Genomic DNA, 24,099 nt, shown 5'->3' on the forward strand with positions numbered 1-24,099 from the left:
CACCGCTCAACCCGTACCGCTCAACCCGTCAGGAGAGACCAGTGCCCGACAGCATCGGCGTCGCCGTCATCGGTGCCGGCATGGCCGGCCAGGCCCACGCGGCCGCCTACCGCGTGGCCCCCACGCTCTACGACCCCGTCCTGCCGCCGCTGCGCTACGTGGCCATCGGTGACGTCAACGAGCAGCTCGGCGACCACGTCGCCCGCCGCTACGGCTACGAGAGCGCCGTCGGCTCCTGGGAGGCGGTCGCCGAGGACCCCGAGGTCGACGTGGTCAGCGTCGTGGTCGCCAACCGGTTCCACCGCCGGGTCGTCGAAGGACTGCTGGCGGCCGGCAAGCACGTGCTGTGCGAGAAGCCGCTGAGCGACACCCTCGACGACGCCCGCGCCATGGCCCGGGCCGCCGAGCAGGCGGACACGGTCGCCCGGATCGGCTTCACCTACCGCCGCAGCCCCGGCATCGCCGCGATCCGCGACCTGATCCAGGACGGCACCCTGGGGAGGGTGCTCCACTTCAGCGGACGCTACTGGACCGACTACGGGTGCAACCCGAAAGCTCCCATGAGCTGGCGCTACCAGGGGGGTCCCGGCACCGGCGCCCTGGCCGACATCGGCAGCCACCTGTCCTACGTCGCGGAGTTCCTCTGCGGGGACGTCCGCTCCGTCAGCGGTGGCCGGCTGGCCACGGCCGTTCCCGAGCGGCCCCTGCCGCTCGGCGCGGTGACCGGACACCACCTCGTCGAGGTCGGCGACGACTACGAGCCCGTCGAGAACGACGACTACGCGGCCTTCTCGGCCGAGTTCGCCGCCGGCGCCGGCAGCCTCGAGGTCTCCCGAGTGGCGGCCGGGCACCCCAACACGCTGACGTTCGAGGTGTTCTGCGAGAAGGGTGCGGCCCGGTTCACCCAGCTGCGCCCCGCCGAGATCGAGCTGTTCCTGCACGAGGGACCCGACTCCACCAACGGCTACCGCACTGTCAACCTCGGCCCCGGCCACGCCTACCTCGGCGGCGGCCTGGCCATGGACGCCCCCGGCGTCGGCTTCGGCCAGAACGACGCCTTCGGCTATCAGGCCCGGGCCTTCCTCGAGGAGGTCGCCGGACTGGACGAGTCCGCCTCGCTGCCCCGCAACGCCTCCTTCACCGACGGTGTGCACAACATGGAGATCCTGGCGGCCGCTGTGGAGTCGGCCACCAACTACGGAAAGAAGGTCGTCCTGTGAAGCTCGGCGTCTACAACGCGATCCTGCACGACCGGCCGCTCCCGGAGGCCCTGAAGGTCGTCGCGGACCTCGGCCTGACCGGCATCGAGATCAACACCGGAGGGTTCCTGCCGGCCGTCCACGTCCCCGACATGGACCAGATCCTCGTCAGCGACGCCGCCCGCGACGACTACCTGGCCGTCTTCGACGGCACCGGGGTCTCGATCGCCGGCCTCAACTGCAACGGCAATCCGCTGCACCCGAAGCGTGCCATCGGCGAGAAGCACGCCGAGGACATCCGCCGCTCCATCCGGCTGGCCCACCGCCTGGGCCAGGACCGCGTGGTCACCATGTCCGGGCTGCCCGGCGGCGAGCCGGGAGCCACCGTGCCCAACTGGGTCGTCAACGCCTGGAACTCCGGTGCGCTCGACGTGCTCGACTACCAGTGGGGTGTCGTCGCCGAGTTCTGGAAGGAGACCGACCGTCTGGCCGCCGACCACGGGGTGAAGGTGGCCCTGGAGCTGCACCCGCAGAACGTCGTGTTCAACACCGCCGACGTCCGCAGGCTCATCGAGCTGACCGGTGCCACCCACGTGGGCGTGGAGCTCGACGCGTCGCACCTGTTCTGGCAGCAGATGGACCCGGTCGCCGTGGCGCGCGAACTCGGGCCGCTCGTGCTGCAGGCGGCCGCCAAGGACGTCCGCATCAACCAGGAGAACGCCGCGCTCCACGGCGTCCTGGACAACAGCTTCCGCCGTCTCTCGGCCGAGGAGGACCGCACCCACCTCGGGGGCGACGAGTGGGTCAACGAGTGGCCGAAGGACTCCGCCTGGGACTTCGTCGCGCTGGGCCGCGGCCACGACACCGCGTACTGGGCCGAGTTCCTCGCCGTGCTGCACGGGATCGACCCGGACATGGCCGTCAACATCGAGCACGAGGACATGTCCCTGGGCCGCATCGAGGGCCTGGAGATCGCCGCGGGCGTGCTGAAGGAGGCCGCCGCGTCCGTCGGCGTCCTGCGCTGATCCGCTCGACCGATCGGGCCGGGCCCGCCCCGCAGGGGGGGGCCGGCCCGATCGGTCGGCGCCGAGGGCGCTCAGCGGCCGAAGGGCAGCCGCGGGTCGACCGCCGACTCGTCCCAGGTCCGGCGGATCCAGCCGTGGTGGGGGTCGTCGCTGATCAGCCACTCCCGCACCCGGCCCGGGCCGGCCATGACGTTGAGGTAGTACAGGTCGTAGCCGGGGGTCGCCATGGCGGGCCCGTGCCAGCCGTAGGGCACCAGGACGACATCGCCCGAGCGCACCTCGGCGCTGACGTCGATGGGGCGGTCGTCCGAGGCGTAGACCCGCTGGTAGCCCATGGGGTCGGTGCCGGCGCCCTCCGGCGCGGGCATGCCCTCGGCGAGCTGCGTCTCGAAGTAGTAGATCTCCTCGAGGGCGGTCTCCCCGTCCTTCTCCTCGTCGTGCTTGTGCGGCGGATAGGAGGACCAGTTCCCGGCGGGGGTGAGCACCTCGCACACGATGAACCGGTCGGCCTCGAGCGCGGCGGGCGTGCCGAAGTTGTGCACCTGGCGCGAGCAGTTGCCCGCGCCGCGCAGCTCCACCGGGATCTCCTCGCGGGTCACGAGCCGCGTCGGGTGCTCCGCGCGGGCGGGCGCCGAGGCCACGGCCACCCGGCCGCCGGTCTCGGTGGACAGGACCAGGTCCCGGCGGATCCCGGTGTACAGGACGTCGGTGGGGCCGGCGAAGACGGACGCCCGTCCGGCGAGGTCGTAGCTCTGGCCGCCCGTCCCGGCCGTGAACGCGCCCGCGAGGGGCACCACGATGCGCTCCTCCTCGGCGGCGTCCAGGGTGATCCGCTCGCCCGGGCCGAGGTCGGCCACGCGCAGCCCCGTGTGGGCCCAGCCGGGTACCACGGTGACGGAGTCGTGGCCGCCCAGCGAGACGAACCAGCCGTCCTGGGCGGCGGAGTCCTTGGGGTGGACCCATTCGGGGCGGGAGCTGTCGGTGCGCATGGGGCGGTGTGCCTTCCGGTGTCGTCGTGCAGTGGTCTCGGGCGGAGCCTGTCCTGCGCTCAGCGCTGGACGAGGGTGAGCTCGAAGGTGAACTTGTCGGCCCGGTACACGTGCCGGCCGGTCTCCACCGGGCGGCCGAGGTCGTCCATGGCCGTGCGGTGCATGCTGACCAGCGCGGCACCGGGCTCGACGCCCAGCTGCTCAGCCTGGAACGCGTCGGCCGAGACGGCGCCCACCCGCTGGTGGGCCAGCTGGAAGTTGACGCCCTGGCCCCGCATGAGCGAGTACAGGCCGTTCTGCTCGAGCTGCTCGCGCGTGAGCTCGCACAGCGAGCAGGGGATCCAGTTCTCCATGAGGGCCAGCGGTGCGCCGTCCGTGCCGCGCAGGCGCACGAGGTGGTAGACCTCGTCGCCGGGGGCGATCCCGAGCAGCAGCGCCACCTCGCTGTCGGCGGGGACCCGTGCGAAGTCCAGCACGTCGGTGCTGGGATTGCCTCCGCTGCGCTGGAGGTCCTCGTGCAGGCTGGTCAGCTCGAGCGAGCGGCGGACCTGGGGGCCCACCACCTGGGTGCCCACACCGCGCTTGCGCACCAGCAGACCGGCGCGGACGAGCTGGTCCATGGCCTTGCGCATGGTGGGGCGGGACAGGTTGAGCCGGTTGGCGAGGTCGATCTCGTTGTCCAGCTTGGTTCCCGGAGGCAGCTCGCCGCTGCGGATCGCGTCCTCGAGTCCCTGCGCCACCTGGTGGTAGAGAGGCACGGGGGAGGTCTTGTCGACCGTGAGGTGGAGTGGGCCGGACATGGGGGACCTCCAAGGGGCTGTGCCGTTCCGGGGGGAACGCTGATCTCCTCCCATTGTGGACGGAGGGATGTACATATGTCCATACATTCTATTGACGTAGGTGACCTGCGCCACTGAGAATGGACACCGAACGGAAGGCTCGGACGGCGAGGAGCAGCGGATCACCGGGCGACCGGAGGGAAGGCGCAGAACCGCTCGACGAGTTCCCCCGCGCGGCCGTGCGCGGCGGATGCGAGCCGATCCCCGGCTCGCGTCCGAGCCGGTCCCGCAGCAACTTCACGGAACGAGAGGTGCTCCTGCCATGACCATCCGGATCGGGCTGATCGGCGCCGGCCGCATCGGCGCCATGCACGCCGCCCACCTCGCCGCCCTGCGCGGCCGCGACGGCGGGCCCGCCGTCCGGCTCAGCCTCACGGATGCCGTGCCCGAGCAGGCGGCCGCCGTGGCCGCCCGGACGGGTGCGGCACCGGTGCCCACGGTCCAGGCGCTGCTCGAGGACGGCGTGGACGGCCTCGTCGTCGCGACCGGCACGGCCACGCACCCGGAACTGATCCGGGTGGGCCTGGCGGCGGGGCTGCCGGTGTTCTGCGAGAAGCCGGTAGCGCTGTCCGTCGAGGCGGCCCTGCCCCTGCTCGACGAGATCGAGCACGCGCAGGGCGTGGTGCAGATCGGTCACCAGCGCCGTTTCGACCCCGGGTACCTCCACGCCCGGGAGCTCTGCGCCGCGGGCGAGCTGGGCTGGCTGCACACCGTGCGCGCCGTGACCGGTGACATGACCCCGCCGCCCGTCGAGTTCCTCGCGACGTCGGGCGGGCTGTTCCGGGACTGCTCCGTGCACGACTTCGACGTCCTGCGGTGGATCACCGGCCGCGAGGTCGTCGAGGTGTACGCCCGCGGGTCCAACCGCGGGGACCCGCGGATCGGCGCGGTGGGCGACGTCGACACCGCGCTGGCCGTGCTCACCCTCGACGACGGCACGGTGGCCACTGTGGCCGCGACCCGCTACAACGGCGCGGGCCATGACGTGCGGCTCGAGCTGCAGGGCTCGAAGGGCTCGGTGGCCGTGGGGATGGACGAGCACATGGCCCTGCGCTCCGCCGAACCCGGGATCGGGTTCCCTGCCGGGCCGCCGCACACCACCTTCCACGAGCGCTTCGCCGAGGCCTACCGCCGCGAGATGGCGGCCTTCGTACGAGTGGTGCGCGGGGAGATCCCGAGCCCCTGCACGGCCCGTGACGCCGTGGCCGCCTCCCGGGTGGCCGATGCCGCGCAGCGCTCGCTCGAGACGGGCGCGGCGGTGCGGGTGGGGCCGCTCGGGATGTCCGACGGCTCGGTACGGACGGCTCGGCGCCCGGCGCGCGCGTGACGGGGCCCGGCCGTCCCGCGGTGCGGGGGCCGGGTCAGACCAGGACGATGGTGCGGTTGCCGGAGAGCACCACGCGCCCCTCGGCGTGCCACTTCACCGCGCGGGACAGGGCCTGCATCTCGGCGTCCCGGCCCACTGCCACGAGGTCCGCCGGGGTGTGGGCGTGGTCCACGGGCATGACGCGCTGGGCGATGATCGGGCCCTCGTCGAGGTCCGCCGTCACGTAGTGGGCGGTGGCGCCCACCATCTTCACGCCCCGGGCGTAGGCCTGGTGATAGGGCTTGGCGCCCTTGAACGAGGGCAGGAACGAGTGGTGGATGTTGATGCACCGCCCCGACAGTTCGCGGGTCAGTTCGTCGGAGAGCACCTGCATGTAGCGGGCCAGGGCGACCAGCTCGACGTCGTAGCGGTCCACGAGGTCGAGCAGCCGGCCCTCGGCCTGCGGCTTGGTCCCGGCCGTGACGGGGATGTGGTGGAAGGGGATCTCGTGCCACTCCACGAGGCTCTTGTGGTCGAGGTGGTTGGAGACCACGGCCACGATCTCGATGGGCAGCTCGCCGATCCGGGTGCGGTGCAGCAGGTCCGTGAGGCAGTGGGAGAAGCGGGAGACCATGACGAGCACCCGGGTCCGGCGCTGCACGGGGACCAGCCGGAACCGCATGTCGTGCTGCTCCGCGACCGGGGCGAAGCCCTCGGTCAGGGACTCGACGGTGGCGGTGCCGGTCTCGCTGACGGTGTGGCAGCGGATGAAGAACTCGTCGGTGAAACGGTCGGAGAAGTGCTTCACGTCGAAGATGTCGCAGCCCTGCTGCGTGAGGTTGGACGTGATGGCGCTCACGAGCCCGTGGGCCTCGGGGCAGTGGACGGTCAGGACGTGTTCGACGGTCCCCTGGGCGGGCATGGGCGGGCTCCTCGGCGCTGTGACGGGTGCGCCGCGCGGTCCGGTGTCGGCGGGCGCGGCCCTACGATCCTAGCCCCAGCGCGAGGGGGCCCGGGACGTCGTGCCGCGGGTGGGTGCGGAAGGCATGTGGTGTGGACCGATGGCCGCGGGAACGGGCGGTAGGAGTCCGCCCGGCGCGGGGAGAGATGCGCCTCCCATGGAGGACCCGCGGCCATCGGCAGGCGTTGAACGCCTCAACGGAGGAGAGCCGTGGGCTGAGCGGCTTTCAGAACACGGATGCCGCAGACGGTGCACCCCCCAGTGCGTCCGAATCGGTCCGATCCGTGCAATTTCCCCCATTGCTGTGGTTCTCACCACGATGGCAACCTTATCCGAACCGGTACTGCGTCCGCACCCGGTTTCCCCAGGCAATTCCCGGGGCCGGTGGCCGACGCCCGGCCGCCGGGGAACTGTGGGCCGGTCCGCGGGGTTCCGGGGCGGCCGGAGCGCGGGGATCCAGGCCCCGACCAGCCCGTTCGCGGCGCGGCCGTCCGCCGTGCCCGGTCTCGGTCTCCCTGTCTGTCCCCGGAAATGAGGACAGTGCGCGTTCGCGTTCGTGACGCCCAGCGGCCGGTCAGGCGACGCTCGTGTTGAACAGCAGGCCGAGGAGATAGGTGGCCAGGGCGGCGCCGTAGCCGATGGCCAGCTGGCGCAGCCCGCGCTTCCAGGGAGAGGCGCCGGAGAGCAGGCCGACCAGGCCTCCGGTGACGAGCAGGGCGATCCCGACCAGCACGAGGGCGACGAGCATCGCGGGGACGCCGGTGAGGCCCACGAGGTACGGCAGGATCGGGATCACCGCTCCGGAGGCGAAGAAGCAGAAGCTGGACGCGGCGGCCCCCAGGTCCGTCCCCAGGGCCACGGTGGAGCGCCGCTCCGGCTCGTCCTCGACGGTGTCCCGGAACGACCGGGAGGGGTCGCAGTCGCACTCGAAGAAGCCCAGCCGCTCCGCGGCGCGGTGCTCGGCGGCCTCCTCGCTCATGCCCCGCGCCCGGTAGATCAGCACGAGCTCGTTGGCGTCGAGGTCCAGGTTCGGTGCCACGTGCAGCGTCACCTGGGTCGGCTGGGAGGCGTCGAGCAGTTCGCGCTGCGAGCGCACGGACACGAACTCCCCGGCCCCCATGGACAGTGCGCCCGCGAGCAGGCCGGCGATCCCCGCGAAGAGCACCATCCCGGGGGAGGTGCCGGTGGCGCCCACGCCCATGACCAGCGCGAGGTTGGACACGAGACCGTCGTTGGCGCCGAAGACCGCCGCCCGGAAGTTGCCGGAGAGCTTGTGCCGGCCCTCGGTGGCGAGCGCGCGGATGATCTCCTCGTGCACCGCCTCGTCGGCCGCCATGGCGTCGGACGCGTCCTCCTCCCGCTCGTAGGGGGAGCGGCTCTCTGCGCGCTGGATCAGGGCCAGGACGAAGACGGAGCCGAAGTGCGTGGCGAGGAAGACCAGCAGCCGGGAGTACAGGGACGGCCGGGCCTCGGCCTCCGCGTGGGGGCCGAGCAGCCGGACCCAGTGCTCGGCGTGGCGCTGCTCTGCCTCGGCGACCTGGTGCAGGATCTCCTGCTCCCGGCCGGTGCTGCGGGCGGCGAGAAGGCGGTAGATCCGCGCCTCGGCGCGTTCCTGCGCGAGGTACTTGCGCCAGCGGCGGATCTGCCCGCGCTCCGGCCGGACCGGTCGGGCAGGGCCTCCCCGGGGGGAGGGGGCGTCGGGTGCGGGCGTCATGGGGCCTTCCTCGTGGCCGGAGCGGCCCCGGGCCGCACGGGGCGCGCGGAGGGCCGACCAGGGGTGCGGTGTCGTCCGGGAGGTCTCGTTCGCCCGCGGGTGCGGGTGGGCTGCCGGGACTCCTCGTCGAGACCGGGATGGCGACAGGCCGACAGGTGCACGGCACCCGGGAACTACTTCCCTTCGTTTCCCGACGAGTGTAGACCCGCGGCGGCGGCCCCGGGGTTCGGTGCGCCGAAGGCGTGCGGGCCGCTCAGCGGGAGCCGGGCCCCGCGGGGCGGCGCAGGATCGCGTACGCCGCGATGCCCGCGAGCATGCCCCAGAACGGGGAGACGACGCCGTAGGGGGCGATCCCGGAGACCGTGACCACCAGGGTGATCAGCGCCGCCTCGATGACCGCCGGCTGGTGCCTGCCGGGCCGCATGCTCTCGGAGAAGGACCCCTGCAGCGCGCCGAGCAGGGCCACGCCCGCGAGGGCGGTGATCATGCCCGGGGGGACCGCCGAGAACGCGGTGACGACGATGTCCGCGAACAGGCCGAAGAGGACGTAGAAGGCGCCGCAGGAGACGCCCGCCACGTAGCGCCGGCCGATGTCCGGGTGGGACTCGGGGCTGGTCGCGATGCCCGCGGTCACGGCGGCGAGGTTCAGGGCGTGGCTGCCGAAGGGCGCGAAGGCGATCGACGCGACGCCGGAGGCGCCGAACAGGAGGCGGTCCCGGGCGGCGTAGCCAGCCGTGTGCATCATGGCCAGGCCCGGGGCGTTCTGCCCGGCCGCGGTGACGATCAGCAGCGGGATGCTGATCCCGGCGATCGCCTCCCACGAGAACGTGGGCGCGGTCAGCACCGGCTGCGTGAGCGACAGGTCCAGGGCCACGGGTTCGATCCGCCCCCGGAGGAGGGCCGTCAGCACGGCCAGGCCCAGGGCGGCGAAGACCGCGTAGCGGGGGAGGAAGCGCCGGCCCAGGAGGTAGCCGAGGACCAGTGCGCCCACCACCCACGGGTTCTCGACCACGGCCGCGGCCACCTTGATGGAGAAGGGGAACAGCACACCGGCCAGGACGGCGGCCGTGATGGGTGTCGGCACCGCGGCGAGGACGCGGCCGATCAGCCCGGTCGCGCCCAGGAGCAGGCCCAGGACGCCGGTGACGACGTAGGCGCCCACCGCGTCGGAGAAGGAGTGGTCGCCGAGGGAGGTGACGAGCAGCGCCGCCCCGGGGATGGACCATGCCACCATGACGGGCTGGCGGGTCCACAGGCTCATGAGGGCGCACGTGATGCCGGAGCCGACCGAGACGGCCCACAGCCACGAGGAGGTGAGCTCCGCGCTGAGCCCGCTCGCCCGGGCGGCCTCGAGGACCACGAGGACGGGCCCCGAATAGGAGACGACCACGGCCACGAACCCCGCGAGGGCCGCCGAGGCCGACCAGTCCCGCCGGAGTCCCCGGCCCGGCCGCTCGGCCTGCGCGGCGGTGCTCGGCGAGTGGCGGCTCATGGAGTGCTCCTGGAGGGCGGAGTCGGAGGGCGGAAGCGGGCGGCAGGGCGCGGTGCCGCCACCGGGCGACGGTGCCCGGTGGCGGAACAGCGGACCGTGCCAGCCTAGGCCGTCACTTCCCCATGGTTAAATATCGATCCTGCATGATTGACCCGGGCCCGGATATGGATTCGCCGTGGGTCAGGAGTCGACGATGTCCGGCGCCGCCGAGGAACGCCACTGCCGGCGGTCGGGGGCGATCACGGAGGCCTCGTCACGGGTCTCCGCGGGGAAGGATCCCACGCCCCAGTGGAAGCGGTACGGGTCGGCGCAGCCCCAGCCGAAGCGCAGGCCCTCGACGAGCTTCTGCGCCGCCTCCGGGAAGCCCAGCGGGGCGGTGGTCCACGGCTGGTCCCAGCCCGTGGGCTCGTTCCACTCGTCCTCGTAGAAGAAGGTGGCGTCCACGGGCCAGGCCGCGTGCCTGAGCTGTCCGCCCGAGAGCACGGCGCACTCCACGCCGTGCGGGCCGACCCCGGCCCACGCGACGGGCGCCTCCGAGCGGCCGTCCTCGCGCTCGTACTCCACGACGAGGAAGTCGTTCCAGGGCAGCCGGGCGAGCACCGTGGAGATGAGCCGGCGCAGGTCCTCCCACACGTCCTCGTCGGCCACCGGGGTGGCCGCGTCGGACTGGACCACGCCGATGCCGGCGCGGCCGAGCATCTCCTGGGCCTCCGGCGTGGCCAGGTCGGACCAGGTCCTCGTGTCGGCGAAGCCGTCCCCCAGGGGCTCCCCGGCCGGCTGGCGGGCGGAGGCGAAGCGCATGGCCTCCTCCCAGGAGCCGAAGAAGCGGCGGACGCCGTCGAAGTAGGGCCGGGGAGTGCAGCCCGCCTCCTGCTCGACGACCCACCGGCCGTAGCGGGCCGTGGTCGGGTGGTGGCCGGTGCTGCGGCAGTGGGAGAGGAACGCCGTCACGGCGGTCGCGTACTCCTCCTCCGTGAAGACGTGCTCGGCGGCGGGCTCGGCACCGGCATGCAGTCCGATCCGCTCGAGCGCCACGTCCCACCGCCCGTCGCCCAGGCGCTCGGAGACGGTCCGCTCCGGCACCGGCCAGTGGTGGGCCAGCACGCACAGGAAGTCGGACTCCGTGCACAGGCCCAGCCGGGCGATCTCGTAGCTGTGCGTGCTGAGCGGGGGGCAGAGGGACTTCTGGGCGCAGTGCTGCTGGGCCGCCCCGATCATGCCCAGGGCCCGCCGGGTGAGCGAGCCGTCGGCGTCGGACGCCGCGAGCAGCCCGGTGACGTCGCGGACCAGGTCCGCGCTCAGGTTCAGCGCGGCGTAGTCGGGGGCCGGGGCCAGCCCGAGGTGCTGGCACATGACGAGCCACACGCCGGCGGTGACCGCGCCGTCGTTGATGTCCGGGGCGGAGGCGTCCTCCGGGAAACTCAGCCCCAGGTACGCGATCGCCGCGTCCAGCAGGGCGGTGGACTCCTCCGGGAACAGCAGCTGGAAGCGCATCCGCACCTGACCGCGGGTCATCCCGCGGTCAGCCATCGCGTGGATCAGCGAGCCGTAGCGCTGCACGAACGCTGCGAGACCCGCCACGGCGTGCGGCATGGAGGATCCTCCGGTCGGATGGGCGGAACGGCTCGGGGCAGGCGCCCGGGTCGTGGGGGCCGCGCCGTCGTACGGGACCATGCCGCCGAACGACACCGCGCACCTCCGATGCTAGTGCCTACTCGCCGGTCCCCGCGCGTCCGGGGGAATGTGACGGCCCGGGACGTGGGCCGCGAACGAAGCCGCAGGTCAGGGCGTGAGCAGGCCCCGGATGTCCTCGGCGGTGAGGGCGCTCGAGAACATCCTGTCGTCGTCCAGCACGGCGGTGAACAGCCTGGCCTTGCGCTCCTTGAGCTCCATCACCTTCTCCTCGATGGTGTCGCGGGCCACGAGCCGGTACACCATGACCTTCTTCTGCTGGCCGATGCGGTGGGTCCGGTCCACGGCCTGCTCCTCGGTGGCGGGGTTCCACCACGGGTCCAGGAGGAAGCAGTAGTCCGCCTGGGTGAGGTTGAGACCGAAGCCGCCGGCCTTGAGGCTCACCAGGAACACGGGGACCTCACCGGAGGTGAACCGCTCGAGCACCCGGGCCCGGTCCGTCGTCGAGCCGTCGAGGTAGGCGTAGGGGATCCGCAGCTCGTCCAAGCGGGCCGCGGCCTTCTTGAGGAAGCTCGTGAACTGGCTGAACACCAGGGGCCGGTGGCCCTCCGCCACGATCTCGGGCAGGTGCTCGAAGAGCAGGTCCAGTTTGCTCGAGGAGACGTCCGCCGCGGGGTCCACGAGCGACGCGTCGAGGCTGAGCAGGCGCAGGGTGGTCAGGGACTGGAAGATCGTGAACCGGTTGCGGTCGAGGTCGCGCAGCAGGCCCAGGACCTTCTGCCGCTCCCGCTGCAGGCGCGTGTCGTAGATGCGGCGGTGCGCGGGGGAGAGCTCCACCTCGATGGTCTGCTCGAGCTTGGGGGGCAGCTCGAGGTCCACGGACTCCTTGGTGCGGCGGAGCATGAGGGGCTTGACGCGGCGGCGCAGCCGAGCCAGGGCGGCGGCGTCCTCCCCGCGCTCGATGGGGCGCTGGTAGGTCTCCGTGAACTTCCGCCGGGACGGGAACAGGCCGGGCGCGGTCAGGGACAGCAGCGCCCACAGCTCCACGAGGCTGTTCTCGAGCGGGGTGCCGGTGATCGCGAGCTTGAACGGCGCGTCGAGGTCCTTCGCTGCCCGGTGCGCCTTGGTCCGGGGGTTCTTCACGAACTGCGCCTCGTCGAGGAGCACCCCCGCCCAGGGCAGCGCCCGGTAGGCGGGCTCGTCCAGGCGCAGCAGGGTGTAGGAGGTCACCACCACGCGGGCGCCCGCGGCGGAGTCCGCGAGCTCGGTGCCGGCCTTGGCCTGGGTGTCGGTCACGCCCACGACCGGCAGGGACGGGGCGAAGCGCCGGATCTCCGCCGTCCAGTTGGGCACCACGGAGGTCGGGGCGACCACCAGGAACGGCGGGAGGCCGGGGTCCCGCTCGACGGCGCGGCAGATCAGGGCGATCGCCTGCACGGTCTTGCCCAGGCCCATGTCGTCGGCAAGGATCCCGCCCAGACCGTGGTCCCACAGCACGCTCAGCCACGAGTAGCCGTCGCGCTGGTACGGGCGCAGCTCGGCGTGCAGGGTCGCCGGGACGGGCGGCGCCTCGACGGACTCGAGCTCGAGCAGGGAGCGCACCCCCTCCCGCCAGGCCTCGGCCTGGTCCGTGTCCGTCGCGACGTCCTCGAGGTCCTGCCACAGCCCGGCCTGGTGCCGGTGGATGCGCAGCGGTCCCTCGGGGGTCTCCTGCAGCGAGCGCGCCTCGGCGATGAGCTCGCGCAGCCGGTCGAACTCGGGGCGGTCCAGGGAGAACCAGGACCCGTCCGGGGCCAGCATCACGTCTTGGCCGAGGTCGAGGGCGCGGAAGACGTCGGTGAAGGAGATGTAGAACTCTCCCACCTTGACCGTGACCCCCAGGTCGAACCAGTCGCGGCGCTCCGTGGCGGCGGTGCTGACGGTGATGGTGGGCGGGTCGGCGATCTGCTGGTAGGCCCGGCGGCCGCCGGTGTGCTCGATCCGCAGGTCCGGGATCTTCTCGAGGGCGGGCAGCCACTCGCGCACGAGCACCAGGGCGTCCTGCGCCACGTAGCTCGAGCGGCGGAAGTCCACGCCCGGCGCGCGGTGCCGGACGGCGGCGGTGACCGCCGTCTCCCAGGACGACTCGCGGTGCACTGGCTCGTCGGCCAGCGGGTCCTCGGGGCGGAAGGGCAGCAGGATCCGGTCGTGGCCCTTCTGGTACTCCCACTCCCAGCGGGCGCGGATCGTGAGCTCCTGGTGCTCCAGGGTGAGCACCAGCTCGGGGTCCGCGACCTGCGGCAGCTCGATGGACCCGTCCCCGGTGTCCACGTCCATGCTGCGGTGCAGCCGCGGGAAGTAGCGGTCGAAGAACTCCTCGACCTCGTCCTCGGGGATCCGCAGCCCGCCCGCCGTGTCCAGGAAACGCCGCTGCTCGCGGGTGAGCCGGGTGGCCAGGGGCACGAGCCGCAGCGGGAAGACGTTGAGGTCCTCGGTGTCGGCGACGTCCTGCGGGTCCCCGTCCGGGGAGAACAGCCCGTGCCCCGGGTCGCCGATGATCCGGGCGGTGCCGAGGGCGATCCGGCGGCCGCCGCTGTCCACCGTGGGCCGCAGCTCGAGGTCCTTGCCGGGGCCGCGCAGCACGTCCACGTGGAAACGCCCCGGCTCCTCCACCCGCACGGGCAGCCCGTGCTCCCGGCCGACCAGGGTGATCCCGGCGGCCTCCGCCCGGGCGAGGATGCCCCACAGCAGGGGGGAGGCGTAGGAGTCGAGCCGGATCCAGTGCCGGTCGTGCACCGCGTAGGGGGAGCGGGTGGCGCTCAGCGCCCGGAGCTCGTCGAACCAGTCGACCTGTGCGGGGCTCAGGGACCACCGGCCGGCGTCGGCGGTGACGCTCTCCCAGTCCAGCCCGCCCTTGATCCACCCGCCCCGCCGCCCCCGGCGGACCGGGCGGACGTACAGGTGCCACGGCGAGCCGGCGCGGCCCGTGCCGTGCACGTACCGGTACGGCTCCCGGCGCAGGTCGAACTCCAGGGCCACGCCCTGGGGCTCCTCGGCGGGCGGTTCCGCAGGGCCCGGCCCGCCCAGGATCTCGGTCAGGGCGTCCTTCCAGTCGGGGGCCCCGCCCTGCCGCGCGGACGCGGGTCCCGCCGGGGACGCAGGGTCCTGCCGGGACGCGGCGCCGGCGGGGGGCGACGGCGCCGCGGTCCCGCCCTGCTGGTGGGCCCGGACCGCCGTCTCGAAGTTGTGGCGCAGCACCGTGGCGACGGCGTGCTTGCAGAACCCCCCGGCCGGGCAGCTGCACCACGCGGGGCCCGGGGCGCCGTCGGCCCCGACGTGCACGGAGACGGAGTAGACCGCCCCGGAGCCCTCGACCTCGGCGGAGAGGCTGCCGGACCCCTCGGCGCCCGGGGACCACCGCAGGGCGCGCACGCGCCCGGTGCGGAAGTACTCCTGGCCACGGCGGAAGACGGCGGGCCCGGAGGCGGCGACGAGCCGCCGGGAGTCCACGAGGGGACCGGGAGGGGAGTGCATCGTCCCACCGTATCGGGCCGGGGCACCGCACGTGCGGAGCGGTCCCGCGGCCTACCTATAATCGATGCGACCCCTCGAACGACGACAGCGGCCCCACGTGCGGCCGCGGACGGAGGACTCGTGCCCGACACTGCTGGGCTCCGCCTCGGAGACCATGCCATTGCCGACAGTGCCGAGGAGCTCGCCTACCTCCGCTGGAACGATGCCGTCTGCGCGGCCTTCTTCGGCCCGGAGCGGGCGGGGGAGCTGATCTACCTCGACCTCGACGACAAGACGCTCGCCGCGATCGGCGAGGAGCGCGGCCTCGACGGGCCCTCCACCCTGCGGGCGCTCGCCGACTCGGTGACGCCCCTGCTGGTGACCGAGGACGGGCGGCGTTCGGTGTTCGACGTGTTCAACCGGCTCAACGGCCAGTGGTACCGCGCCACCCGCCGCAGCCTGGACTCCATCGCGGAGATCCCGCCGCCGCCCGTCGTCGCCCTGCTGGCACTGTTCGCCCTCGCCGGGCGGCACATGTCGACGCTGGCCGCACGGACGGGCAACAAGTCCGTCTCCACGTTCTTCCTGCCGCTGGCCGTGCTGCTGCAGGCCGGCCCGGAGAACGCCAAGGCCCTCGAGTCCTCCTTCAAGAAGGACACCGAGGCGTACTGGGACGCGCTGCGCTACTGGCTCGAGCTGCGCAACGGCGAGATCGGCCTGCCCACCGCGTACGCGGTGAACCAGCGGCCGGTCGGGCTCGCGCTGTCCCAGACGATGTTCGGCGAGGCGGAGCGGCGTCAGCTGCACCGCATGTTCGAGGACCTGGGGATGACCACCGCGCAGGGCCTGTCCGCCGCCGAGCTCGGGGTCTACCTGGACTTCTGGCTCGACATGGCCGAGACCAAGGCGTCCAAGGCCATGAAGCAGGTCTGGGCGAACCCCCTCACCCGCGAACCGGGCCTCGAGATCGCCCTGGCGGAGCTCGCGGTCTGGGAGCAGTCCCGAGAGCAGGCCCGCGCCGAGGTCCGCGCGAACGTCCGGGGGCCGGGCCGCAGCGCCGTCAAGTCGTGCTCGCTGTCCCTCACGGACAGCACCGACTACGTGGGCAACCCCGTGTTCGAGCTCGGCTTCGTGGTGCCCAAGCGCTTCCTCTCCGGCCGGGAGGTGGAGCTCGAGACCACGGCGGGGCCCCGCACCGTCTTCCTGTCCTTCATCGGGGACGCCTTCCTGGGGGTCTCCGCCTACACCGCGCGGATGGACCCGGGGTCGCTGCTGGGCGGCACCCTGCAGCTCAGCGCCGGGGACGTGCGCTTCGAGCGCAACCCGCGCCCCGTCGTCATCTTCGCGAAGGACGGCTTCTCGGACACCTTCATCTCCGTGGACCACATCCCCGCGGCCTGGCCGTGCCGGATCATGGTCCGGGACGAGCCCGAGTGGATCGCCCAGATCAAGCGGATCCTCGACGACTCCGCCTCCCCGGACTACCGCTTCGTCGAGGCCGGGACCCAGGGCCTCGCCGAGGGCTGGGTGATGTTCGACGACGTGCAGGTGCTGCGCGCGGGCAACCCGGAGCTTACCGCGAACGACAACTTCTCCGGCCTGGTGCCCCGCCTGGTGCCCGCCGTGACCCTCTCCGGGGGGCTGCGGATCCCCGGCAGCGTGGTGCGCTGGTCCGCGCTGCGCCCTCCGCAGGTGACGATCACCTCGGACACGGACGCGCCGCTCACCGTGGAGTGCGAGTGGCGCAATCCGCACTCCTTCAAGCTCGAGAAGGCCAAGCTCGTGGAGGGGCGGGTGCCGCCGTTCCAGATCTCGCTGCACGGGACGCCGATGGCGCGGGCGGACAGGACCCTCAAGCCCAACGACTACACCCTGGTCCTCAAGGCGGGCCGCACGGTCCGGCAGCGCCGCGAGTTCAAGCTCCGCGACTGCTCCTTCCACCTGACCCAGCGCTCCCTCGGCTACGAGGGGGAGATGGTGCACGTCGAGCAGGAGCCCCTGTGGCCCGTCACGGCGGGCATCGTGGCGGAGCTGCCCGAGCGGTACGTGCAGGGCGCGTTCGACAACCTGCCCCCGCGCGAGGCCGCCGGGGACCACGAGGTCCCCGGGGCCCCCGGCTGGCACTCCTCGGAGGGGCAGCTGCTGCTCGAGCGCACCAACGCGCTGCCCGAGCCGGAGGGGCGCTCCTGCCTGGCCACCGGGCGGCACCGCATCGTGCTGCCGGCCATGGAGCCCAAGGCGAAGGCGCCGTGGATCTTCGGGGGGTGCGCCCAGTGCGGGCTGCAGAAGCGCTATCCGGGCCGGCTCACGAAGCCCTCCGCGCTGACCTCCACCGGGTCCGTGGAGGCGCTGCGCTTCATCGGCCCGGACGAGGGGGAGTACCCGACGTCCTGGGCGCCGTTCCGGGACGCCCTCACCTTCCTGGGCGGCGGCAAGCGCTCGAGCCTGTCGATCGTGGCCCGCCAGCTCGAGGACTCCGAGCGGTTCGAGGAGTGGTTCGTGGGCCACCTGCAGGCCCTCGGCTTCCTCGAGGTCGTCCGCGACGAGCACTGGACCGTGCGGCGCTGGCAGGTCTGCGGTCCCGCCCTCACCCAGCTCGTGGACGGCTCCGTGCTGCTCACGGGCGGCTGGACGCCGGAGAAGGAGGCCGTGGTCGCGGAGGCGGCCGCGGCGCAGGAGGCGTCCGTGGTGGTGCTCTCCCCGGAGGACCACGGGACCACCCTGCTGCAGGACGTGGACCTCGGCGCGCTGCAGGAGGCGCTGCCGGCGGGGCTGTGCGACGTCGTCTTCGACGCCGGGCCCGCGATGCTGGAGACCCTGCCCCCGCTGTCCGAGGTCGAGGAGCAGCTGCGCCGCGCGGAGATGCAGTACAACGGGGTGGCCGAGCGCTTCGTCCCCGAGGACGCCACGTGGGAACCCACCGAGGACCGGAACCGGCCGGGGCTGTACCGGATCAACCACCACCACCGCACCCGGTACGCGTTCCGCACCCCGGCCGACGTCGAGTCCGGCCACGCCCGGTTCGTGGCCTCCGGCATCGGCAAGCACCTCGCCGCGCGGCAGGCGGGGGTGCCGATCGTCTCCTACGACCCCGAGCTGGAGCTGCTGTCCGTGCCCATCGGAGCGGAGCTGGCCGGGCTCTACGCCCGTGCCGCCGTCCTGTGCTCCGGGCTGCTGCCCGCCAAGGTGGACGAGGACTTCTCGCTCAACTACGGGGACGTCACGCCCGAGTTCGCCCAGGCTCTGGTCGACAAGCTGATGAGCTGAGCCGCTCCCGGCCGGGAACGGCAGCGGGCCCCGGGTCGTCCGACCCGGGGCCCGCTGCCGTCGGCCGCTCGGTGCGCGGTCCGGTCCGCGGCTACGCCGTCGGCACCGCTGCCCGGTCGCCGGCGTCCGCCCGGTCAGCGGCGTTCGCCCGGTCAGCGGCGTCGGCGGCGATCAGCTCCGCCGCTCGCTCGCCGATCATGTAGACGGTGATGTTGGGGTTGACCGTGGTCAGCTCCGGCATCACCGAGGCGTCGGCCACGCGCAGCCCGGCCACGCCCTTGACCCGCAGCTGCGGGTCGAGCGGGGACATCGGGTCCTCGGCCGGGCCCATCCGGCAGGAGCCGGCCGGGTGGTAGACGGTGTTGTGGGTGCGGCGGACGTAGTCGGCGATCTGAGCGTCGGTCTGCACGTCCTTGCCGGGGAACAGCTCCTCCCCGGCCCACTCGGCCAGCGGGGACTGGGCCACGATCTCGCGGGCCTTGCGGATCCCGGCGGTCATGATGCGCAGGTCGTAGCCCTCGGGGTCGGTGAAGTAGCGGGGATCGACCTTCGGCTTGTCGCGGAAGTCCCTGGAGCGCAGCCGCACCGTGCCGCGGGAGCGGGCGTGGGTGACGTTGGGGGTGAGGCAGAAGGCGTTGTCCGAGCTCGGGTAGCCCTGCCGGTAGGTGTGCATGTCGAAGTTGACCGAGCCGTAGTGCATCATCAGGTCCGGCCGGTCGGTGTCCGGGTCGACCTGGGTGAAGATCCCGGCCTCCCACCACTGGGTGGACTCGGTGACCATGGGCTTCTTGGCCTCCCACTGGATCACGCCCTCGGGGTGGTCCTGCAGGTGCTCCCCGACGCCGGGGGCGTCCACGAGCACCTCCACGCCGACCTCGCGCAGGTGCTCGGCGGGACCGATCCCGGAGAGCATCAGCAGCTTGGGGGTGTCGATCGCCCCGGCGGAGACGACCACCTCGCGGCGGGCGCGCACGGTGCGCGGGGTGCCGAAGGCGTTGTCGACGACCTCGACGCCCACGGCCCGGCCGTCCTCCACGACCACGCGGGTGGCCTGGGTGGAGTGCAGGATCGTGAGATTGGCCCGGTCGGCGGCCGGGTGCAGGTAGGACACGGACGCGGAGGCCCGGGTGCCGTCGGGCCTGCGGTTGATCTGGAAGAAGTTGGCGCCGTTGACCACGGTCTTGCCGGTGTTGAACTTCGTGCGCGGGATGCCCGCCTGCTCGCAGGCCTCCAGCAGTGCCACGCCGCAGGGGTCGTTGTCCGGGACCTGCATGAGGTGCACGGGTCCGTCGTGGCCGTGGTGGGCGCCCTCGTCGTCGTTGGTCTCGAGCTTCTGGTACAGCCGGAAGGCGGTCTCGGCGTTCCAGCCCTCGGCGCCGTGGACCTCCTCCCACTCGTCGATGTCCTCGGCGGGAGCCCAGAAGGCGATGCAGGAGTTGTGCGAGGAGCACCCGCCCAGCACCTTGGCGCGGGCCATGCGCATGAACGAGTTGCCGTTCTCCTGTTCCTCGAGCGGGTAGTCCCAGTCGTAGCCGGACTCCAGCAGCTCCATCCAGCGGCTGAGGGTGAGCACCTCGTCGATGCCCTGATCGTGCGGGCCGGCCTCGATCAGCCCCACGGTCACCGTCGGGTCCTCGGACAGGCGGGCGGCGACGACGGCACCGGCGGAGCCGCCGCCGACCACGAGGTAGTCGAACCGCTGCGGGGTCTCGGGCGCGGGGGTGGTGCTGGGAACGGTCATGGTCTCTCCTTGGAAATCGTGGCAGGAATCGTGGAACGAGGGTTCGTGGGCCCACGCCGTCGTCGTCCCCGCGGATCCGGGAACGACGACGGGCGCGGCTCAGGGCTGGGCGAACCAGCCGGTGACGGCGGGGGCGGTGTTCTGGTAGACGTGCTTGAGCTCCTGGTACTCGCCCAGGCCGGTGGGGCCGAGCTCGCGGCCGATCCCGGACTGCTTCATCCCGCCCCACTCCGCCTGCGGCAGGTAGGGGTGGTAGTCGTTGATCCAGATCGTGCCGTGGCGCAGCCGGGAGGCCACGCGATGGGCACGGCCGGCGTCGGCGGTCCACACCGCCCCGGCCAGGCCGTAGATCGTGTCGTTGCCGATCTCGACGGCCTCCTCCTCGGTGCGGAACGTCTCGACCGTGACGGTGGGGCCGAAGGCCTCGTCGTGCACGCAGTCCATCTCCCGGGTGCAGCGGTCGATCACCGTGGGCGGGTAGAAGAAGCCCCGCGCCAGGTCCAGCTGCCCGTCGGCGGAGGGCCCGGTGGCGTAGGCGCCGCCGGTGCGGATCCTCGCGCCCTGGGCGCGGGCGCACTCCACGTAGGCGTGGACCTTCTCGCGCTGGGCCTCCGAGATGATCGCGCCGGTCTCGGCGTGGGCGTCGAAGGGTCCGCCGAGGCGGATCTGCTCGGCCCGGCGGACGAGCTCGTCGACGAAGCGCTCGGCGATCGGCTCCTCGACCACCAGCCGCGCCCCGGCCGAGCAGACCTGCCCGGAGTGCACGAACGCGGCGTTGAGCGCGTTGTCCACCGCGGCGTCGAAGTCGGCGTCGGCGAAGACCACGTTGGGGTTCTTCCCGCCCAGCTCCAGGGCGATCTTCTTCACGGTGGGCGCGGCGGCGGCCGCGATGCGCCGGCCGGTCAGCACCCCGCCGGTGAAGGAGACCAGGTCCACGTCCGGGGAGGCCGACAGCGGCGCGCCGGCCTCGGCCCCGGCGCCGAGCACGAGGTTGGCCACCCCGTCGGGCAGGCCGACCTCCTGGAGGACCTGCATCATCAGGATCGCGGTGTGCGGGGTGAGCTCGGCCGGCTTGAGCACGAAGGTGCACCCGGCCGCCAGCGCCGGGGCGATCTTCCAGGCGGCCTGCAGCAGCGGGTAGTTCCAGGGCGTGATCAGCCCGCACACCCCCACCGGCTCGGCCACGACCTTCGAGACCACGGCAGGGTCCCCGGCGTCCACGATGCGCCCGGCCTGCTCGGCGGCGATCTTGCCGAAGTAGGTGAAGCACGCGGCGATGTCGTCCATGTCGATCTCGGACTCCACCAGGCGCTTGCCGGTGTCCAGGGACTCGGCGCGGGCGAACTCGTCCTTGCGCTCACCCAGCCGGGCGGCGACGGCGAGCAGCAGGTCCCCGCGCTGCCCGGCGGGCACCGCCGACCAGCGGCCGTCGTCGAAGGCGCGGCGGGCCGCGGCGATCGCCCGCTCGGTGTCCTGCGCGGTGGCCTCGGCGACGGTGCCGACCTCGGTGCCGTCGGCGGGGCAGACGATGGTGCGGGTGCCGCCGGCGGCGGCGGCCTCCCACTGTCCGTCGATGAAGAGGGTGGTGCTCACGGTTGTGCCTCCTTCGCCGCGGGGATCTGCCCCGTCGGCACGTCGTGGATGTCGGTGGACCAGTCGGGGTGGCCCTGCTCGCCGTCCTGGATGACGGACGGGCCGGCGTGGATGCTCAGGAAGGCCAGGTGCGCCTCCCAGCTGTCGAGGACGTCGTTGATGACCTGTTCGTGGCTCCAGTCCATGACGTCGGTGCCCTGCGAGCCGGTCTCGTTGAAGACCTCGAGGCGGTAGTAGAGGTCCGAGTCCGGGTTCGTGCGGAACCCGCCGAAGGCCGGCACCGGCGTGGCCACCGGATAGATCTGGTAGCAGAAGTCCCGGTCCTCACCCATCCGCACGGTCAGGGTGTGCTCCGAGAGGTCCTGGTAGCCGACCACCGAGCTGCTGAGCTCGGCGTCGCGTCCGTGGGCCCGGAACTCCTCGACGACCTCGGTGAGGGCGGGGACGAGCACCTCGTCCTCGTAGCGGCGCACCGCCCTCGGGCCCGGGAACGAGCCGGTCCGGGAGAGCCGCCGGCGCCAGTGGCTGTCCGGGCCGGGGATGCGGGAGGCGGCCGCGGAACGGCGGGTGGAGCTGCGCCCCTCGCGCTGGGAGCGCTCGGCCCGCAGGGCCTTCCAGAACCCGATCATGATCAGGTACATCACGATCGAGAAGGGCAGGCCGATGATCAGCGTGGCGGCCTGCAGGGTCGGCACCCCGCCCACCAGCAGCATCGCCAGGGTCAGCAGCCCGGTGGCGGCGGCCCAGAACATGCGCAGCCACTTGGGCCCGTCCTGGGTGGGGTCCTGGATGGTCGAGGTGAACGTCGACATCACGAGCGCTCCCGAGTCGGCGCTGGTGACGTAGAACAGCAGCCCGGCCAGCGACGCGAGCGCGATGAGCAGCGGCGCGCCCGGGTACTGCTCGAGCAGCGAGTAGAACGCCCGCTCGGGGGTGTTCATGGCGGCCTGGCCGAAGGCGTCGTCGCCGCCCGTGACGATCGCCAGGGCGCTGTTGCCGAAGACCGAGACGAGGATGAGGATGAAGAGGAACGGCACGGTCAGGGTCGCGATCACGAACTCGCGCAGGGTGCGGCCGCGGGAGATGCGCGCCAGGAACAGCCCGACGAACGGCGCCCAGGCGATCCACCAGGCCCAGAAGAACAGGGTCCACCCCGACATCCACTCCGCCGCACCGGTGTAGGCGAACGTGTCCAGGGTCATCCCGGGCAGCGCGGCCACGTAGTCGCCGAGGTTCTGCACGGTGGCGTCGAGCAGGAACGAGGTCCGGCCGGCGGCGAGCACCCAGATGATGAGCGCCACGGCCATCAGGACGTTGAGCTCCGAGAGCCGGCGGATGCCCTTGTCCACGCCCGACACGCACGAGGCGGTCGCCATCACCACGGCCACGACGATCAGCCCGATCTGCGCGGCGACGCCCTCCTCGATCCCGAACAGCAGGTACAGGCCGTAGTTGAGCTGCACCACGCCGATGCCCAGCGAGGTCGCCACGCCGAAGATCGTGCCCAGCAGCGCCGCGATGTCCACGGCGTCCCCCATGCGCCCCTGCACGCGCTTGCCGATCAGCGGGTAGAGGGCCGACCGGATGCTCAGGGGCATGTTCCACCGGTAGGCGAAGTAGCCGAAGGCCATGCCCATCAGGGCGTACATCGCCCAGCCGGTGACGCCGTAGTGGAACAGCGTCCACACCACGGCCATACGGGTGGCCTCGGCGGTCCCGCCCTCGCCCGCGGGCGGGCCGTAGAACTGGGTGACCGGCTCGGCCACGGAGAAGAACAGCAGGTCGATGCCGATGCCGGCGGCGAAGAGCATCGCGGTCCAGGTGAACAGGTTGTACTGCGGCTTCGAGTGGTCGGGGCCCATCTTGATGGTCCCCTCGCGGGAGAACGCCACGACGAGCACGAAGACCGTCACCACGGTGGCGGTCAGGACGTAGAACCAGCCCATGTTGGTGGCGATCCATCCGACCACGGTGCTGATCGCGGTGGAGGCCTGCTCAGGGGCGAGGATCGCCCACAGCGAGAACAGGATGATGGTCACGCCCGAGCCGGCGAACACCATCCGGTTCACGGTCGGTCGTGGGCGTTGGGCGCCGGTGAGGGCCTCACTCTTGGACGTGCTGTCGTGCACGGCAGTGGTCATGGGACGGGTCCTCCTGTGGAGAGTGATCCGGGGTGGGATGCCCCTGGGCCCGGGTCTGCGCAGACCGGGCGGGGCGGGACGTCGTCGTCCCGTGTCGGGCCGGTGTGGTGATGTCCGCCACACCGGCCATGCGCAACATCGTGACACCTTCCTTCCGGTTGGTAAAGTATTTTTTTATGAGCACCCCATCCCGTGAGCGGATTCTCGACGGGGCCCTCGAGCTGATCCGGAGCGGTGGCACGATCTCCCTCGCGTCGACCGCACGGCAGGTGGGCCTGACCAAGCCGGGAGTGATGTACCACTTCCCCACGAAGGAAGCGCTGATGCTCGCCCTGGTGGACCGGGTGATGGACGGCTGGGACGCGCAGATGGCCGCCCGCCTCTGTGCCCCGCCGGAGCAGGTGCCCGTCGCGGAACGCCTGCGCGCCTACCTGGACTGGTGCCTCTCGGGCGAGGTCGACGAGACGGATCTCGTGATGCTCACCGACCAGCGGCTGCGGGCGACGCTCAAGGAGCGCTGGAGCGCGCGCGTGGCGCCGTGGCTGACCCTGCCCGAGGACCTGCCCGTCGAGCGCCGCAGCCGGCTGCTGGCCGTGCGGCTGATCGCCGACGGCGTGTGGTTCGCCGACGCCGCGGGAGTCTTCGCCCCGGACCCCGCGGAGCGGGCGCGGGTCCGGGCGGTGGCCGACGCCCTGCTGGCGGACTGAG

Annotated in this window: 15 protein-coding genes; 5 read left to right on the forward strand and 10 right to left on the reverse strand. The window is 72.5% G+C overall.

Annotated features, from left to right (window positions below):
• Window positions 1-41 precede the first annotated feature (41 nt).
• Both ABD220_RS02585 and ABD220_RS02590 read left to right on the forward strand, forming a co-directional pair.
• Window positions 42-1,220, forward strand: coding sequence for a Gfo/Idh/MocA family protein (locus ABD220_RS02585; protein ID WP_344119553.1), 1,179 nt, complete (start codon window positions 42-44; stop codon window positions 1,218-1,220).
• Window positions 1,217-2,224 carry a sugar phosphate isomerase/epimerase family protein gene (locus ABD220_RS02590; RefSeq protein WP_344119556.1) on the forward strand — a complete coding sequence of 336 codons (1,008 nt, stop codon included), beginning with the start codon at window positions 1,217-1,219 and terminating at the stop codon, window positions 2,222-2,224. Before ABD220_RS02585 ends, ABD220_RS02590 begins: the two co-directional genes overlap by 4 nt.
• 71 nt (window positions 2,225-2,295) lie before the next feature.
• Here ABD220_RS02590 and iolB read toward each other — a convergent pair whose 3' ends face one another.
• Window positions 2,296-3,213 (reverse strand): 5-deoxy-glucuronate isomerase, encoded by a 918-nt coding sequence (gene iolB, locus ABD220_RS02595; RefSeq protein ID WP_344119558.1) that lies wholly within the window; start codon window positions 3,211-3,213, stop codon window positions 2,296-2,298.
• A 59-nt stretch (window positions 3,214-3,272) separates the two neighbouring features.
• On the reverse strand, window positions 3,273-4,013 hold the full coding sequence (locus tag ABD220_RS02600; RefSeq protein ID WP_344119559.1) for a GntR family transcriptional regulator: 741 nt from the start codon (window positions 4,011-4,013) through the stop codon (window positions 3,273-3,275).
• 301 nt (window positions 4,014-4,314) lie between these two features.
• Between ABD220_RS02600 and ABD220_RS02605 the strand changes: the two genes are divergently transcribed.
• Window positions 4,315-5,379, forward strand: coding sequence for a Gfo/Idh/MocA family oxidoreductase (locus tag ABD220_RS02605; RefSeq protein WP_344119560.1), 1,065 nt, complete (start codon window positions 4,315-4,317; stop codon window positions 5,377-5,379).
• Between the two features lie 34 nt (window positions 5,380-5,413).
• Here ABD220_RS02605 and purU read toward each other — a convergent pair whose 3' ends face one another.
• The 5 genes from purU to ABD220_RS02630 form a co-directional block, all read right to left on the reverse strand.
• The gene (purU, locus tag ABD220_RS02610; RefSeq protein ID WP_344119562.1) at window positions 5,414-6,280 is read right to left on the reverse strand and encodes a formyltetrahydrofolate deformylase; all 867 of its coding nucleotides are present in this window, start codon (window positions 6,278-6,280) and stop codon (window positions 5,414-5,416) included.
• Between the two features lie 613 nt (window positions 6,281-6,893).
• Window positions 6,894-8,033, reverse strand: coding sequence for a VIT1/CCC1 transporter family protein (locus ABD220_RS02615; RefSeq protein WP_344119564.1), 1,140 nt, complete (start codon window positions 8,031-8,033; stop codon window positions 6,894-6,896).
• A 253-nt stretch (window positions 8,034-8,286) separates the two neighbouring features.
• Window positions 8,287-9,525, reverse strand: coding sequence for a benzoate/H(+) symporter BenE family transporter (locus ABD220_RS02620; RefSeq protein ID WP_344119566.1), 1,239 nt, complete (start codon window positions 9,523-9,525; stop codon window positions 8,287-8,289).
• 180 nt (window positions 9,526-9,705) lie between these two features.
• On the reverse strand, window positions 9,706-11,118 hold the full coding sequence (locus ABD220_RS02625; RefSeq protein WP_344119567.1) for a TY-Chap domain-containing protein: 1,413 nt from the start codon (window positions 11,116-11,118) through the stop codon (window positions 9,706-9,708).
• A gap of 189 nt (window positions 11,119-11,307) precedes the next feature.
• Window positions 11,308-14,670 (reverse strand): DEAD/DEAH box helicase, encoded by a 3,363-nt coding sequence (locus ABD220_RS02630; protein ID WP_344119568.1) that lies wholly within the window; start codon window positions 14,668-14,670, stop codon window positions 11,308-11,310.
• A 120-nt stretch (window positions 14,671-14,790) separates the two neighbouring features.
• Between ABD220_RS02630 and ABD220_RS02635 the strand changes: the two genes are divergently transcribed.
• Window positions 14,791-17,916 carry a hypothetical protein gene (locus ABD220_RS02635; RefSeq protein ID WP_344119571.1) on the forward strand — a complete coding sequence of 1,042 codons (3,126 nt, stop codon included), beginning with the start codon at window positions 14,791-14,793 and terminating at the stop codon, window positions 17,914-17,916.
• Window positions 17,917-18,007: 91 nt separating this feature from the next.
• Here the strand turns inward: ABD220_RS02635 and ABD220_RS02640 are convergent, their stop codons facing one another.
• The 3 genes from ABD220_RS02640 to betT all read right to left on the reverse strand — a co-directional run bounded on the left by ABD220_RS02640 (window position 18,008) and on the right by betT (window position 23,391).
• Window positions 18,008-19,657: a GMC family oxidoreductase gene (locus ABD220_RS02640; protein ID WP_344119573.1), complete on the reverse strand. Its 1,650-nt coding sequence runs from the start codon at window positions 19,655-19,657 to the stop codon at window positions 18,008-18,010.
• A gap of 99 nt (window positions 19,658-19,756) precedes the next feature.
• Complete coding sequence (locus tag ABD220_RS02645) at window positions 19,757-21,250, reverse strand: aldehyde dehydrogenase family protein (RefSeq protein WP_344119575.1); 1,494 nt, start codon at window positions 21,248-21,250, stop codon at window positions 19,757-19,759.
• On the reverse strand, window positions 21,247-23,391 hold the full coding sequence (gene betT, locus ABD220_RS02650; protein ID WP_344119577.1) for a choline BCCT transporter BetT: 2,145 nt from the start codon (window positions 23,389-23,391) through the stop codon (window positions 21,247-21,249). Before betT ends, ABD220_RS02645 begins: the two co-directional genes overlap by 4 nt.
• Before the next feature lie 176 nt (window positions 23,392-23,567).
• Here betT and ABD220_RS02655 point away from each other — a divergent pair, with 176 nt between their 5' ends.
• A complete protein-coding gene (locus ABD220_RS02655; RefSeq protein ID WP_344119579.1) occupies window positions 23,568-24,098 on the forward strand; it encodes a TetR/AcrR family transcriptional regulator in 531 nt (176 codons plus the stop codon).
• Window position 24,099: the final 1 nt, after the last annotated feature.

Source organism: Kocuria aegyptia (assembly GCF_039530085.1).
GTDB lineage: Bacteria > Actinomycetota > Actinomycetes > Actinomycetales > Micrococcaceae > Kocuria > Kocuria aegyptia.